The 14,492-nt window shown below is 54.3% G+C and carries 11 protein-coding genes; 8 read left to right on the forward strand and 3 right to left on the reverse strand.

What is annotated here, in order from left to right; genetic code table 11:
- The first annotated feature begins 42 nt into the window (after window positions 1–42).
- Window positions 43–1,515: a WecB/TagA/CpsF family glycosyltransferase gene (locus RIC05_RS06935; RefSeq protein WP_350046469.1), complete on the forward strand. Its 1,473-nt coding sequence runs from the start codon at window positions 43–45 to the stop codon at window positions 1,513–1,515.
- Window positions 1,512–3,647, forward strand: coding sequence for a GumC family protein (locus tag RIC05_RS06940; protein ID WP_350046470.1), 2,136 nt, complete (start codon window positions 1,512–1,514; stop codon window positions 3,645–3,647). The genes RIC05_RS06935 and RIC05_RS06940 overlap by 4 nt, the downstream gene beginning before the upstream one ends.
- A 291-nt stretch (window positions 3,648–3,938) precedes the next feature.
- Here the strand turns inward: RIC05_RS06940 and RIC05_RS06945 are convergent, their stop codons facing one another.
- Complete coding sequence (locus RIC05_RS06945) at window positions 3,939–5,234, reverse strand: O-antigen ligase family protein (RefSeq protein WP_350046471.1); 1,296 nt, start codon at window positions 5,232–5,234, stop codon at window positions 3,939–3,941.
- Between the two features lie 134 nt (window positions 5,235–5,368).
- Here RIC05_RS06945 and RIC05_RS06950 point away from each other — a divergent pair, with 134 nt between their 5' ends.
- The 4 genes from RIC05_RS06950 to hrpB all read left to right on the forward strand — a co-directional run bounded on the left by RIC05_RS06950 (window position 5,369) and on the right by hrpB (window position 11,394).
- Complete coding sequence (locus RIC05_RS06950) at window positions 5,369–6,460, forward strand: O-antigen ligase family protein (protein WP_350046472.1); 1,092 nt, start codon at window positions 5,369–5,371, stop codon at window positions 6,458–6,460.
- Window positions 6,453–7,856 carry a prenyltransferase/squalene oxidase repeat-containing protein gene (locus RIC05_RS06955; protein ID WP_350046473.1) on the forward strand — a complete coding sequence of 468 codons (1,404 nt, stop codon included), beginning with the start codon at window positions 6,453–6,455 and terminating at the stop codon, window positions 7,854–7,856. Before RIC05_RS06950 ends, RIC05_RS06955 begins: the two co-directional genes overlap by 8 nt.
- A gap of 356 nt (window positions 7,857–8,212) precedes the next feature.
- Window positions 8,213–8,557 carry an immunity protein Imm33 domain-containing protein gene (locus tag RIC05_RS06960; RefSeq protein ID WP_350046474.1) on the forward strand — a complete coding sequence of 115 codons (345 nt, stop codon included), beginning with the start codon at window positions 8,213–8,215 and terminating at the stop codon, window positions 8,555–8,557.
- Between the two features lie 323 nt (window positions 8,558–8,880).
- A complete protein-coding gene (hrpB, locus tag RIC05_RS06965) occupies window positions 8,881–11,394 on the forward strand; it encodes an ATP-dependent helicase HrpB (RefSeq protein ID WP_350046475.1) in 2,514 nt (837 codons plus the stop codon).
- A gap of 22 nt (window positions 11,395–11,416) precedes the next feature.
- On the opposite strand, the gene greB is transcribed toward hrpB, so the two are convergent.
- The gene (gene greB / locus RIC05_RS06970; RefSeq protein ID WP_350046476.1) at window positions 11,417–11,896 is read right to left on the reverse strand and encodes a transcription elongation factor GreB; all 480 of its coding nucleotides are present in this window, start codon (window positions 11,894–11,896) and stop codon (window positions 11,417–11,419) included.
- A gap of 93 nt (window positions 11,897–11,989) precedes the next feature.
- Window positions 11,990–12,895 (reverse strand): LysR family transcriptional regulator, encoded by a 906-nt coding sequence (locus RIC05_RS06975; RefSeq protein WP_350046477.1) that lies wholly within the window; start codon window positions 12,893–12,895, stop codon window positions 11,990–11,992.
- A gap of 98 nt (window positions 12,896–12,993) precedes the next feature.
- Between RIC05_RS06975 and RIC05_RS06980 the strand changes: the two genes are divergently transcribed.
- Both RIC05_RS06980 and RIC05_RS06985 read left to right on the forward strand, forming a co-directional pair.
- A complete protein-coding gene (locus RIC05_RS06980) occupies window positions 12,994–13,458 on the forward strand; it encodes an ester cyclase (protein ID WP_350046478.1) in 465 nt (154 codons plus the stop codon).
- Window positions 13,455–14,378 (forward strand): NADP-dependent oxidoreductase, encoded by a 924-nt coding sequence (locus RIC05_RS06985; protein ID WP_350046479.1) that lies wholly within the window; start codon window positions 13,455–13,457, stop codon window positions 14,376–14,378. Before RIC05_RS06980 ends, RIC05_RS06985 begins: the two co-directional genes overlap by 4 nt.
- The last annotated feature ends 114 nt before the right edge of the window (window positions 14,379–14,492 follow it).

Genomic DNA, 14,492 nt, shown 5'->3' on the forward strand with positions numbered 1-14,492 from the left:
TTGGGAAAAAGAGCCGTTGAAACGGGGCTGGCAGGGCGGTGCATGACACAGGGGAAAACAGCGTTTTTCGGTTTGCAACTTGATGTTCGGCGGCAGGAAAAGCTGTGTGCCGATATTTGTGATTGGCTTGCGCATTCAGCCAAGCCGAAAGTCGATCCATGTTTTCGTCAGCAATCTTTGAATGCTGTGAAACTGCCGCAGGCGATTGGTAATAGAGCCCTGCTTCGCGCCCTTGAAAATGCCACATGCCTGTCAGCCGATGGCATGGGGGTTGTTTGGGCGGCCCGCCTGATGGGGATCAAACTGCCCCAGCGGGTAACGGGTATTGATCTGATGAGTGCCCTTTTACCCCGCTTTGCCAAGCAGCGGGTCAGCGTGTTCTTACTCGGTGCACGTGAAGATGTGCTTGAAAAACTTTCAATCAAAATATCCGCCATATACCCCGATCTTGTGATTGCCGGGATGCATCATGGCTATGAACCCGATGATGCAAAACTTGCTGAAATCGTTCGGAAAAGCAGCGCAGATGCACTGTTTGTTGCCTTGCCATCCCCGCGCAAGGAGCTGTTCATTGAACGTTTTTCTGTTCAAACCGGGTGCCGGTTTGCCATGGGGGTTGGCGGCGCGTTTGATGTGCTGGCAGGCGACGTCACCCGTGCGCCATTGATCTGGCAAAAGGCAGGGTTGGAATTTTTATGGCGCATTATGTGCCAACCAAAATACATGATCCCGCGCTATGCGCGCGGGCTGGTCGGCTTTGCCAAACTGGTCGTGCCGGGCATCGTTGCGCATCACACCAAAAGGCTCCGTCATTGGGTTAAGCAGATCGCGTTCATTGGCGTTATTGCCCCAATGATGCTGTGCGCCGGGGACCCCCATGCGCAAGTGGTTTGGACCGATGGTTTTGCCCAAGGTGAGCCAAAGGTAGCAGCGGACTGGATGGCTGCCAAATTAGCCGGAATTTCTGATCCAGACGATGTGCAAGATGTCATCGCCGAGATCGTGAATATTGTTCTGGTTCAGCCAGATGAGGCACTTTCAGCCGATATCAAAGATAGCGAAATTGACTGGCAGGCTGCGGATACATCTATCCGGGCATTCCTGAGAATGCTTGATGTGGTTTTGGCCGGTATGGGGGCGAACAGTTTTCTGCTTGAGGCGGTGTTGGGCGGGGTGGTCAAGCAGCTTTTAAACATTCACCCTGAACCAGAACGGTTTGCCAGCCTTGTGCAAACAACCGCACCTGAATTGGCTGCAAGGGTCTTTGGCGGTGGGGAGCGAAATCGCGACGGGTTTAGGGACCCGATTTTGGTGGCGCAAAGTGGTGTGCAGGTATCCGCATCCAACGTGATCCAACAGCCCGCAAAAGCACCGCGCGTTATTCAAATCCCGTCTTACCAATCGCTCAACAGTGGCACTTTTGCGTTGTTTGCCGATGAGGCGACGTGGGGGCTTGCTGATGAGGAAAAGGATACTGTCCGCATTCCCGAGCTTGAGGATGTCAGCCCAAGATGACGGAAACACAGACAGACCGTTTTGATCCATCCTTGCGTGATCTGATTTCTATTTTGTGGCAGCGCCGCGGGGTTGTGGCTTTGGCGTTTGTTTCTGTGTTTGTCGGGTTGCTGATATTGATCAGCAATTGGCAATCAGATTATCGGGCGGTTGCCGAAATCGGATTGTCTGATGCGGCTACAATGCCGACAGATGGAATGACTGCGGGCACGGCCCTTCGCCAAAACCCGTTGACCGCGCAGATGATCGAAACGGTTATTGCCGAGATCAAGGGGGAGGAATTCCTTGCCACGGCACTTGCCGTTCTGCGCGGCGAGGGTGTTTTGCTCAGCCCCAAACCGTCTGAAGGTGGATTGACGCAATTGGTGCGGTCTGTGTTGGGCGCAGCCAACGTACCGATTGCAGAACCGGCAGAGCAACGCGGGGTCAATCAGTTGCGTGGCGGTCTGGATGCAAGCCGCATTGGCAATGCTGCTGTGATTGAAATCGGATTTACCGCCCATGATCCGGATGTCAGTCAGGCGGTGTTGCGCGCAGTGATCGAAAGTTATGTCTGGCAACGTGAAGATCGGCAAAAACGCGTTATGCGCCGGCAACTTGCCGAAGCAATAGTGCAGTTTGAAACCGCCCAAAATGAGCTGAATGTTCATGAAGCTGATCTGGCACAGTGGCAATTGCAAGCGGGTGTGTTGGATGCCGATGAAAGCAAAATGATGCTTGATCGCATCTATGCACTTGATGAACAGGCGGAAAAACTTAGTCAGGAACTGACAAGCATTCGAATGGCGGCACGAAGCCGTAATCAAGCATCTGGCCTGCAAGACCTTTTGACCATACCGGACGTCGCAAACCATCCGGTTGTTGCGCAGCTGATCACGCAGTTTGATGCGAAAAAGCAGGAATTTGCCACCCTTGATCAACGCTATGGACCCAAGCACCCGGTCATGCAGGGCAAAAGCCGCGAACTGGATGAATTGCGCGGGGCTTTAGCCAAGCTGGCAAATGATGTTGCAGATCAGCTCAATCTCAACCTTGCCGGTGCGCAAGAACAATTGCGCTTGGTCACACAGCAACGCGATGACTGGCAAAGCCGGATGGCGGATCGCCATGCCCGATTACAAGGACAGGCGGCATTGCTGCGATCTGTTGCGATGACGCGTCAGAATGTTCAGGAATTGGGCCTGCATGTTCAAGCCCTGCGCCGTGAACTGGCGTCATTTCGCGGCGACGTGGAAATATTGCGGAGCCCGACGGCCCCAACGCAATCCGAATTTCCCGGTAAGCGTGATTTGATTTTGATGGCCGTGATGGTGGCAATTTTTGCGGGCGTCGGGGCGGGGGTGTTGCGCCATTATTTCGACCAGACCATTGGCAATGATTTTGAACCGGAAAGCCGGTTGGGTATTCCGCTTTATGCCCGCATTCCCGAGGCAAGCGGCAGTGGAATGGCGGGGGATGAAGCGATTGGGCATTTGGCGGTTTTGATGCGGATCTTGGATCAAAACGCCCTTAAGAAAACAAAAGAAGCAGGTGCCCCCAACAATACATCTCAAGTGATCGCCATCGGATCAGCAGCACCCGGGGATGGCAAAAGTCATCTTGCGCGGGCACTGGCCGATAAACTCTCGGCAATGGGGGGATCGGTTGTGCTGCTTGATGCGGATTTGCATGATCCGGGCCCTGTTGCAGTTTTTGAAAATCAGCAAGGTATTGTCGATCTGACCGCCGTTTTATCGGGAGCTGGCAAGATTGAAGATGCCCTTTGGCCTCAAAGCACCGGGGTTCATTATATCGGCGCGCGGATGCCGGTACCCGGCACGATTGCCACCAGCCTGATTGAAACGAAACTGGGTGGTGTGATTGCCGATTTACGCACCCGGTTTTCGTACGTCATCATTGATACGCCGCCGATCCTGTCCATTGCCGATGGCGTTGTGGCCTTGCGGGGTTCTGACGTTAAATTGCTGGCAGTGCGCTGCGGGCAGAGCAAGCGCGATGACATCAGCCATGCACTGGATCAATTGCGCACCGCCGGAGTTGCCCCCGATGGCATCATTTTAAACAGCGCACGTCCGCGTGTGGCCTATGGCAAAGCAGGATCATCACACCAAGAAGCAGGACAGGTGTCATGAGGGCAGCTTTGGTTTTGCTGGCGGTTGTTTTGATCGGATTGGGTGGGCTGCGTTTGGGCACTGAAATGACGGCCATGATGGCGCTGCCGGATGTGCGGACGGGATTTGCCAATGGTGACGGGTTTGAAGATGAAGCGCGCAAACACCAATGGGCGCAATCCATCGCAAACGGGGATGCTGATCTGGTTTTGCGGGCTGCCAAGGATCAGTTGCAATCTAAACCATTCGATCCGGTTTTATTGTCCTTGATTGCCGGGGTAGAGGTGATGCGCGCGAACGGTGATCTGCAAATCAGCGCAAGCTTGTTTGATCAGGCAATGGCGATTGCCCCCTATGATCAACGCGTTCGAAATCTGCGGCACGCCGTGCAAGCCCGGCTTCAAACACGCCAACCCATAATACCGCAATCGGCAGAATAAGGGAGGGTAAGGACATGACCCAACCGACCAAACCGCCAAGCAGGACAAAGCCGATTAAGGCGACGACCAAGGCATGGTCGGATGGGTTGATGGCGCTATTCAAGATGGATTTCAGCGCAAACAACCCCGCGATAAGAACGGCGATGACAACGGGAAGGCCAAACATCATCGCACCATCCAGCAACAGGTTATGGCTGCTAAACCAATGGGCGTTGGTGTTAAGCTCCGGGGTGGCGAAATGACCCATGACAAGGGCGATGCTATTGCTGCCAAATCCCGTAATCGGGCGATCCGAAATGGCGTGAAGGGCCGTTTGCCATGCATCATCGCGCTGGATCAAATCAAAGCGCGCCAGTTCGCTAAAGCGGCTTGCAAGATCGGGATCCGCAAGGCCAATCACAAGCATTGCTATGCCTCCGAACAATCCGGGCCAAAGCAGCCGCTTTACCCGGTTTTTGGCAGGCCTATTGAAGGTGACGAAAAGCAATATACCAATGACGCCAAGGATGATGCCGCTGCGCGAATGGCTTTGGATCAGGCTTGCGGCGAATATGATGGCCAATGCCAAAAGACCACCCGATTGATCAAGGTGTTTGGCTTTGTTTCCATCCCGGTTTTGAGCGTAAAGATACAGGCAGGCCAGAATGCCAATGCCCATGAAACTGCCAAAAGCATTGCGGTTGGCAAAGCTTCCGGTCCAATCGCCGAGATGGGCCTGCTTGGCAAACCAGTAAGTGGTTTCCAGTCCCAAGGTCGCGGCCAAAACAGCCAGGAAAACCTGGACCGCGCAGGATGCGATAATGATTTTGGCAAGATCAGAGGTGAACCGGTCCGGGCGGCTTTGCGCGATCATGGATGCCAACGTGATACTGCCCGCCAACCAGATCAGATTGCCGCTCATGGCTATCCACGCATCGGGATAAAGCGCAATGTGCGGGGCATTAAACGGCGCGTCTTGAATTTGCCAAATCGGAAGAGATTGCAGCAAGGCCCAACCTGCCAACACGGCGACCACCAACCAGATACGACGAAGAAAGCGGCGCGGTTTGGCGGGGTTTGCGATCAGGCAGATGGCCAAAATGCCAATGCTGGTCAAAATCGACAGGATTGCCATCGCCCATGGCCGCGCGCCGCCCAGCAGAGCCGGGGCCAGAACAATCTGGGTCATCAGGCAATATCGCGCCAGCCGATGCATCAAGCCATGCCAATCTGCTTTGAAAACAATGTCTTTAGCCTAGCGAAAAAAGCGCGGTCTGTCTTATGGCTTTGTTCTGCGTACAGGTTTAATGCGCGAGGTTGGGCATGACGGATCGGGTTGTTGTCAGTACCCCAGCCAATGTTTCTGCCCCGGATCAAGGGGCGGTTTATGGTGCCAATCCTCTGCCGGTTTGGCTGTTTCTGGCGGGCAATGTCGTGATGGTTTGTTCGCTATGGCTGTTGGGTGCCGGGGGGATGGTGTCCAAGCTGATCTTGTTGGTGTTCTGGCTTTTGATGATTGCCGGTTTTGGCAGGCGGTTACGGTTTTCCGGCGAGGTCATATGTGGGGTTTTCCTGCTTGGCGGATTGATGGCACTGGTGGGGACAGGCAATGGTGCGGGACCTGAAAAGCTTCGACTGATTGGTAATTTGTTGATGCTGCCGGTCGGGCTGCTGGCAGGCATGCTGATCGGGCGGGCGTGTCTTTGGATCATGATGCCAGCACTGGTTTTGTATCTGCCTTTATCGAGTTCGTTTTACGTCACACATGAAGGCATGCGGCTTAATCATCCGTTCCTGTTTCTTGGGCTTTTTGCCCTGTGTTCGGTGACGGCATGGCGCGGTGGAAAGGTGGTGGCAGGCATTGCCGCCCTTGCCGTGCTGCTCAGTCAGACCCGGATTGCGGTTCTGGCCATGATGATCAATCTTGCCGGGCGCATTCGGTTTTCAAGCATTTGGACGTGGATGGTGGGTAGCTGCGTCATCGCAGCAACGGCGTGGGTGGTTGCCGATCATTTACCACGGCTTTTGATGACCCATGGCAGCGGTCGTTTATCCTTCTGGCGTGACTTTGCCGATATGTGGGTTGCCGCACCAACTACCCATAAATGGTTGGGCTTCGGGGCCGGGTCGGTCGAACATATTTTGTCAGGATATGCGTCCTTTGCGTCCTTTGGCGCGCTGCATAACGATCATTTCAGGATGCTGTTTGAAACCGGGATCATTGGGGCCGGGATCTGGACGATTGGCTGGTTTCTCATGATCTGGATGGTGCGCCCATCGCGGTTATCTGTATGTATATTGTTATCGGTGATGGTCACGATGGTGACGGATAACAGTTTGAATTATGGGCATTATTTGATGTGTTGTGGAATTGCTGCCGGGATTGCCGCGCGGGGGAATGCTCAGCATGGATAAAGATCAGTTGATCGATATCCGGGATCGGGTTTTGGCCCGCATGAAACAGGAGGGCTATGCCGGGGCGGATCCGTTTGACGGGCTGGAAAGCCGCTTGTTTCAGGCATCAGGGTTGGGGCGGTTTCGGCTTGCCCGCTTGATCTGGTTACAGGCCATCAAGCGCGGTCCGCGCGCGTTGCGTTCGCTTGCAATGATACCGCCGTCGGTAAATCCGAAAACGCTGGCCTTGTTACACGGGGCTGGCGAGGGTGTGGTTCTTGGTGATTTTACTGCCGCATTATCCTCGATGCAAAATGCCGATGGCGGCTGGGGATATCCGTTTGAATGGCAGGCCCGGGCCTTTCACGCCAAACGGGGCCAAAGCAACGCGATTGTGACAAGCTTTGTCATTGACGGGCTGATCCGGGGCGGGATGCCGGTTGATCAGGATGTTTTGACCGGTGCTGCGGATTTTATCGAAGGCCGTCTTTGGCGGGAGGGCTATTTCGCCTATCTAGGCCATGATGATTGCGAAATTCACAATGCCAGTCTGTGGGCGGCCTTCGCGCTAAGCCGTGTTCGAGCGGGGAACGACAAAACAGCCAAGGCAGTGCATCGCGTATTGGAGGCGCAGCACGATGATGGCAGTTGGGCCTATGGCACCTGCAGGCATCATCGCTTTGTCGATGGATTTCACACCGGTTACATCCTTGATCTGCTGGTTCGGTTGCGCATATCGGGTATTGACGGGTTTGAAAGTGCAATCGACCGGGGTTGGTCTTTCTACCGAAACCATTGTTTTAACAATGATGGCATCCCGCGCACTTTCGCGGGTAAAGGCGGCTATATTGATGCCCATGCGGTGGCGCAATCCATGGCAAGCCTGTGCCGGTTTGGCGATGTGAGAGGTGCTATCAAGATTGCCAATTGGGCAACCGCACATCTGTTTGATGCCAAGCGCGATGTGTTTTACGCCGGGATTGGGCGGTTGGGGCCAGATCAACAGAACTATATGCGCTGGACGCAAAGCTGGATGGTGTGGGCGCTTTCAATCGTGATAGAAAAGACGGCGATGAATGATGCATTTGATCCAGAAAAACCGCTTTCATTTTCCCATCCCGATCCGGATCGGACGGCAAAGGAAGCCGCGTTGGCCGGATTGTCTGAAACGGTATTTCGCAACCTTTATGCTCTTACCCGTAAGGAGGCGGCCCGGGTAAAGGCATCGGGCGAGATGGATCGGTTGTATGGCTTGACCCGCGGTATGAAAACTCTGCAACGGATTGGTGGGCAGCGGGGAATAATGCTTGGTGCGAAGCGTGTTGGATTTCTAACTGGTGCCGAAATCGTGACGCCGAGTGACTTCGACAGTATGGCGCATGATGAGATCGCAGAGATGTTCGATGTCAAAGACTAGCTATATGTGCCGATATTGCAGCAAGTGCGGCTTTGCTGCATAAACTGGCAAATCCTGCCGATTAATGAAAGCTGTCATGTCTGAATTTCCATCCTTACCCATTGATGCCGTCCTGCGAGAGCTGTGTTCTGTGCTGGAAGCTGGAACCAATGCGGTTTTGCAAGCGCCCCCTGGGGAAAACGGGGACAGATTTATTTGGGGAAAACGGGGACAGATTTATTTGTTTCTGGAACGACGGTTCACAACGAGTGTTCACATCCTAATGATCTGCCACAATACCCATCGTGTTCGGCTCGACAGGGAGCGGCAATGAGTAGATATTCTAGGCAAATGAAAAAGGAATTAGGGTTTTGAGGATGTTAGCCGTAGAAGAAATGCAAAAAGAACTTTGCCGCAAATATGATGCCGAGTTTGTTTCTTCTCCTATAAATTTAAAGGTTGGTATCTCACTTAACGTCCGGGAAGGTGAGATACCTATTCACGGACTGCGTCACTCACCAGTAGGAGATACAACAGGTTGGTATATTTATGCGGGTGAGGAGCTTTCAGTGCAGCCAGATCTTTTCAAACCACTGCATGTTGAGCACCTTGATGATTGGTGCCCACAGGTTACTAAGTACTTGGGCTTGGCTCCGGGGTGGAGGTTTTTAATCGCGGGAGATTATGAGGATGTTTGGTTTGACGAGTCCTTGCTTTGCTGAATCGTAAAATGTTTGATTGAAGGCTCTTAATGCGTGGCTCATAGAAAGAAGAGATCAAAAGCATTTTAAGGTGTGTGATCTTAATCAAAGAATTTGAAAACGTGAAAACGGGGACAGATTTATTTATTTCTGGAACGAAGGTTCACAACTAGTGCGAGACCCGTTTCTCATCCAAATGATCTGCTTGGGATTTGTGAGACAGTGAGGATATTGTTGGCAATGGTCCTAGCTTCGTCAGCAGACTTTTGTGACGCTTGATAGCGATTTGATAAATAACCGCAGCAGATAGATGCTCAACACCTTCATCCAACCGAAAGTCGCGCATGTCCAACGCCTTTCCTGCTTTACCCATTGATGCAGTCCTGCCAGACCTTTGTTCTGCGCTCGAAAACGGCACCAATGCCGTGTTGCAAGCCCCACCGGGCGCGGGGAAGACGACAAAGGTGCCCTTGGCCTTGTTGGACGCTGCATGGCGGGGCGATCAGAAGATCATTATGCTTGAACCGCGTCGTTTGGCGGCACGGGCTGCGGCACGGCGCATGGCCCAGATTTTGGGCGAGGCGGTGGGGGACCGGGTTGGTTATCGCGTGCGGTTCGATGCCAAGGTATCGGCCAAAACCCGGATCGAGGTCGTGACCGAGGGTATTTTGGTCCGCATGATTCAGGATGACCCGGAACTGACCGGCATTGGCGCGGTGATCTTTGATGAATTTCATGAACGATCGCTTGATGCCGATCTTGGCTTGGCCCTTGCCCTTGAAACCCAAGGTGCACTTCGTGATGATTTGCGCATTCTGGTCATGTCCGCCACCCTTGATGGCGATCCGATTGCCGCCCTGATGGGCGATTGTCCGGTCATCACCAGTGACGGTCGAGCCTATCCGGTCGAGACAACATATATCGTTTCGAAACCCGATAATTGGGGCAATATCCGCATCGATGCTGAAATGACATCCGCGATCAAAACCGCCCTTCATGATCAAAGCGGATCAATTTTGGCGTTCCTGCCCGGACAGGGCGAAATCACCCGTGTCGAAGCATCCTTAAAACAATCGGTTGCCGCAGATGTCATAATCGCCCCGCTTTATGGCGCGATGGATGCCCGCGCGCAGGATATCGCAATTCAACCGGCACCGGATGGCAAGCGCAAGGTGGTTTTGGCAACCGCGATTGCTGAAACCTCATTGACCATTGATGGTATCCGGGTGGTGGTGGATTGCGGGTTACAACGTTTGCCGCGGTTTGATCCGGCATCGGGCATGACCCGCTTGATAACCGTGAAATCATCCCAGGCCAGTGCCGAACAACGCCGTGGCCGTGCCGGACGGTTGGAGCCGGGTGTGTGTTATCGCCTGTGGGCGGAAAACGAACACCGCGCCCGCCCGGCCTTTACCGCACCGGAAATAAGCGAGGCCGATCTGGCGCCGCTGACCCTTGAGCTGGCCCGCTGGGGAGTGATCGATCCCAAATCCCTTCCGTGGCTTGATATCCCAGATACAGCCAAAATTGATCAGGCGCGCGATGTGTTGCGCGGGCTTGAAGCGATTGATAGCGATAACCGCATCACCGCCATGGGAACCGCGATGGCGGGGTTGCCGGTCCATCCGCGCTTGGCGCATATGATGTTGCGTGGGGCGCAACTTGGACTGGACCCGGTGGCGTGTGCCTTGGCCGCCTTACTGTCGGATCGCGATTTTATGCGCGGGCGGGGGGCAGATTTGCGATTGCGGATTGAAGCAATACAAAAAGGCCAAGCGCCGAAAATGATCGTTGAGGCCGCCAAGCAGCTTGCCCGGCGTTTGGGGATGCTGATGAAGCAAAGCTTGCTTGGGTCATCTGCGGGTGTTGGTGGCAAAGTTGATCGCGCCGATGAAGTGGGGTTGCTTCTGGCCTTTGCCTATCCCGACCGGATTGGCGAGCGACGCAAAGGACAAGATGCCCGTTATCGCCTGTCAGGTGGACGCGGCGGTGTTTTGCCCAATAATGACGGTTTGGCGTCCGAGCCCTATATCGCGGTGGCCGAACTGGACGGGCAGGCGCGCGAAGCCAAAATTTATTTGGCCGCCCCACTGGCCCGTGCAACGCTTGAACTCCATTTTGCCACCCAGATTACCGAAGGCACCGAAGTTTTCTGGGACAGCCAATCAAATGCAGTGCAGGCACGTTGGCAGCGTAAAATTGGTGCGTTGGTTCTAGATGAAAAAGCCACCCATGACGAAGCTGATCCCGATGCGATTGCGTCGGCAATGATCGAAGGCATTCGAAAATCGGGGCTTCATTGTCTGGGGTGGGATAAGGCATCTGATGGGCTTCGTGAACGGCTTGGTTTCTTGCACCGGGTGGTTGGCGATCCATGGCCCGATGTGTCTGATGCCGGGTTGTTGGCATCGCTTGAAAGCTGGCTGGCACCGTATTTGACCGGGATGACCAAGCGCACACAACTTAAACAGATTAACCTGTCCGAGGCCCTTTTGGCCGGGATTGACTGGAACCAGCGACAGGAACTGGATCGACTGGCTCCGACCCATTTGCAAGTGCCCACCGGATCAAATATCCGCATTGATTATAGTGGTGAAAATCCTGCTTTGCCGGTGCGGATGCAGGAAATGTTCGGCGCGACCGAGACGCCCAAAATTGCCGGTGGAAAGGTCGCCGTGACCTTGCATTTATTATCGCCCGGACAACGCCCGATCCAGATCACCAGCGATCTGATCGGGTTCTGGAACGGATCATACGCACAGGTCAAATCAGAAATGAAGGGACGCTATCCCAAACATTACTGGCCCGATGATCCGTTGCAGGCGGAGCCGACACGTCGGGTTAAAAGCCGGATGTAACTGGTGTAGCCGATGTTTCCAATCAGGTCGGATAACTGATTTCCAGCACTTCCAGCTCATCCTCGCCCGCCGGGGTGCGGACGGTGACGACATCGCCAACACCTGCCTTCATCAGGGCACGGGCAACCGGTGACACCCAGCTGATGAAGCCATTCAGGCTATCGGCTTCGTCTTCGCCAACGATGCGGATGGTTTTTTCTTCGTCGCGGGCATTGATATATTTGACCGTCGCACCGAAAAAGATACGGGAATGATCAGGTTGTTCTTCCGGGCGGACAACAACCGCATCTTCGATCCGTTTGCGGAGGTATCGGACGCGCCGGTCAATTTCACGCAGGCGTTTCTTGCCATAGATGTAATCACCATTTTCCGAACGGTCGCCATTGCCTGCCGCCCAATGGACAACGGCGACGACTTCGGGCCGGTCCTTTTTCCAAAGATGGTCGAGTTCGGCGCGCAGGGCGTCAAGGCCTTCGGGGGTGATGTATATCGGTTTGTCCATGGGCGGGTTTTAACTGAAATCAGGCAGGGAAGAAAGAGGGCGTATTGAGGTGTCGATCACGGCTTGGAATGCATGGCCAAACCGAGCGAAATCTCATGCCAAATCCAACCCGGCAATGAAATCGCGAAACCAGCGTTGGGCCGGATGGACATCATTGCGCCGATGCCATGCCAGGGCGAAGGGAACGGGGTCAATCGCGATGGGGCATGGTTTGATGGCAAGGTGATGGGAATGTCCGGACGCTGTTACCACACCCTGCATCAACGTGGCGATCAGATCGGATCGCGCGATCAAGGGCGGGGCGGCATATAAGTTCGGAAGGGTCACGGCAAGACGGCGTTTGTGGCCCATGCGTGCCAGTGCGGAATCAACCAGACCAAACCGTTCATTTTCCGGCGATACCAGCAAATGCGACAAAGACAGGAACGTGTCGAGATCAAGTGCGGCGGAGGCGGCGGGATGGGTGCGGCGAAGGACGCAGACAAAGTGTTCTTCGAACAAAGGCCGGGTCAATATGCGACCGGTCGCAGACGGAGGAACGCCAATCGTCAGATCCGCTTCGCCAGCATCAAGCAGGGTAATTGCATCGTCGCGTGCTGTGAAACTGCCGATGCGAAGAGTGATGCCCGGTGCCTTTTCACGCAAGGCATTGAGCAGCACAGGGAGAACTTTGAAGGTTGGATGATCGGACAGGGCGATGGAAAATGTTGCGGTCGAGGTCGTCGGATCGAATGTCTGGGTGAAGTCGAGTGTCCGCTGAATTTCGGCAAGCGCATGTCCCAGCGGTTCGGCAAGATCGATCGCACGCGGGGTGGGCTGAAGACCATTGGGACTGCGAATAAACAACTCATCGCCAAGCAATCCGCGCAACCGTGATAAAGCCGCACTCATGGCAGGTTGTGTGCGCCCGATCCGGATGCCTGCGCGCGTTACATTACGCTCAGCCATCAAGGCATCAAAGGCCACCAGCAGGTTAAGGTCGATCCCGTGTAAATCCATGAAATGGATGATGCCATATATGTTATATCGATTTCTAGTATAATGCGGCGGGCAGTAGTGTTTTTCCATATTCAACGATCCGAAATGGAAAAACGACAATGACTGATACATTCCAACAGCCAAAAATATTTGGCGTTTCAGATACCGACCGCAAAGCCATCGAACTGCTTTACCGGTCGTTTTCCGAAAGCACTGACCTTCTTGATGAAGCCGTCACCAGCGATTGGCAGGATATTCCACTTGCCCCCGGACAGCAGCCGGGCCGGGATGGCATGAAGCCATTGATCAATGCATTCCGTGACGCCTTTTCCGATCTGAAGATCACCATCCACGAAATGATCGGGGCACCGGGCCGGGTTGCTGTCCGGGCTGAAATCACCGGAACCCATCGTGGCGAGTGGTTCGGTGTGGCGCCAACCGGAAAGTCATTCCGCATGCCCATTCATGAATTTCATTATCTTGAAAACGGAAGATTGACCCATACCTGGCATCTTGAAGATTGGTTTGGCTGGTTCTTTCAGGTCGGGGCGTTTCCTTTTGGTGAAAAGGATGCTGCACAATGAAAGCCGTACGACTTGATGGATATAATGAGGTGCCGGTGATCCGTGACATTGCCGTACCGGAAATCGGGCCGGATGATGTGTTGGTCCGTGTGCATGCCAGCGCCCTTAATCCGCTTGATGTCAAACTCCAAACCGGGGTTTTGCACGACTATTTCCCGCTTGAGTTTGGCTATACGCTTGGCTCCGACCTTGCCGGGACGATTGAGGCCGTTGGCACGGATGTAACCGGCTGGTCAAAAGGCGATAAAGTCGTTGCCCGCCTTGATCCTGTAAGCGGAGGAGCCTTTGGAGCCTTTGCCTGCATTCCCGCGAAGCAACTTGCAACTGTGCCCGATTCCGTGTCGTTTGAAACTGCTGCGGGCATTCCGACGGCGGCGGGAACAGCATGGCAGGCGCTTTTGGAGATTGGCGATCTTCAGGTCGGGCAGACGGTTCTGATCCATGCCGGGGCCGGTGGTGTAGGCAGTTTTGCAATCCAGTTGGCCCGTGCCTTGGGGGCGCGGGTGATTGCGACGGCCTCGGGCGATGGTGTTGAGATTGCCCGGACATTGGGGGCGGATCAGGTGATTGATTACCGCAGTGATGATTTCGCCGAGATGCTTTCTGATGTCGATCTGGTGCTTGACACCGTCGGGGGCGAGACACAGCAAAAATCGTTTGGTGTGCTCCGTAGCGGGGGCAAGTTGCTGTCGCTTGTTGCACCCCCTGATGAGGCGCTGGCCAGTGCACATAATGTGACAGCCAGTTTTGTCTTTCATATGTCGGATGGCGTGCGGTTAAGATCCGTGATGTCGTCAATCGGCACAAACGGGTTTAAAACCCTGATCGACCAGGTTGTGCCGTTGGATGACTTTGCCAATGCCTTTGCCCGTCAGGCATCTGGCCGGGCACGCGGCAAGGTTCTTGTGACGATGGATTGATCCAGAATGAAACCGGGCCGTGACGGGAAATATCTCGTCACGGCCCGGCCATCAATGATCTTCTATCAAGCTAAAGCATCTCGGTCAGAACTTTTCCGAGTGGCAATTCATACC

Origin of the sequence: Thalassospira sp. (genome assembly GCF_040218635.1) — a bacterium.
GTDB lineage: Bacteria > Pseudomonadota > Alphaproteobacteria > Rhodospirillales > Thalassospiraceae > Thalassospira.

What these genes read in the sequence shown, in the direction of transcription:
- RIC05_RS06935 (WP_350046469.1), top strand. Translation starts at nt 43, where the DNA reads ATGACACAGGGGAAAACAGCGTTTTTCGGTTTGCAACTTGATGTTCGG.
- RIC05_RS06940 (WP_350046470.1), top strand. Translation starts at nt 1,512, where the DNA reads ATGACGGAAACACAGACAGACCGTTTTGATCCATCCTTGCGTGATCTG.
- RIC05_RS06945 (WP_350046471.1), bottom strand. Translation starts at nt 5,234, where the DNA reads ATGACCCAGATTGTTCTGGCCCCGGCTCTGCTGGGCGGCGCGCGGCCA.
- greB (WP_350046476.1), bottom strand. Translation starts at nt 11,896, where the DNA reads ATGGACAAACCGATATACATCACCCCCGAAGGCCTTGACGCCCTGCGC.
- RIC05_RS06950 (WP_350046472.1), top strand. Translation starts at nt 5,369, where the DNA reads ATGACGGATCGGGTTGTTGTCAGTACCCCAGCCAATGTTTCTGCCCCG.
- RIC05_RS06955 (WP_350046473.1), top strand. Translation starts at nt 6,453, where the DNA reads ATGGATAAAGATCAGTTGATCGATATCCGGGATCGGGTTTTGGCCCGC.
- RIC05_RS06985 (WP_350046479.1), top strand. Translation starts at nt 13,455, where the DNA reads ATGAAAGCCGTACGACTTGATGGATATAATGAGGTGCCGGTGATCCGT.
- RIC05_RS06960 (WP_350046474.1), top strand. Translation starts at nt 8,213, where the DNA reads ATGTTAGCCGTAGAAGAAATGCAAAAAGAACTTTGCCGCAAATATGAT.
- RIC05_RS06975 (WP_350046477.1), bottom strand. Translation starts at nt 12,895, where the DNA reads ATGGATTTACACGGGATCGACCTTAACCTGCTGGTGGCCTTTGATGCC.
- RIC05_RS06980 (WP_350046478.1), top strand. Translation starts at nt 12,994, where the DNA reads ATGACTGATACATTCCAACAGCCAAAAATATTTGGCGTTTCAGATACC.
- hrpB (WP_350046475.1), top strand. Translation starts at nt 8,881, where the DNA reads ATGTCCAACGCCTTTCCTGCTTTACCCATTGATGCAGTCCTGCCAGAC.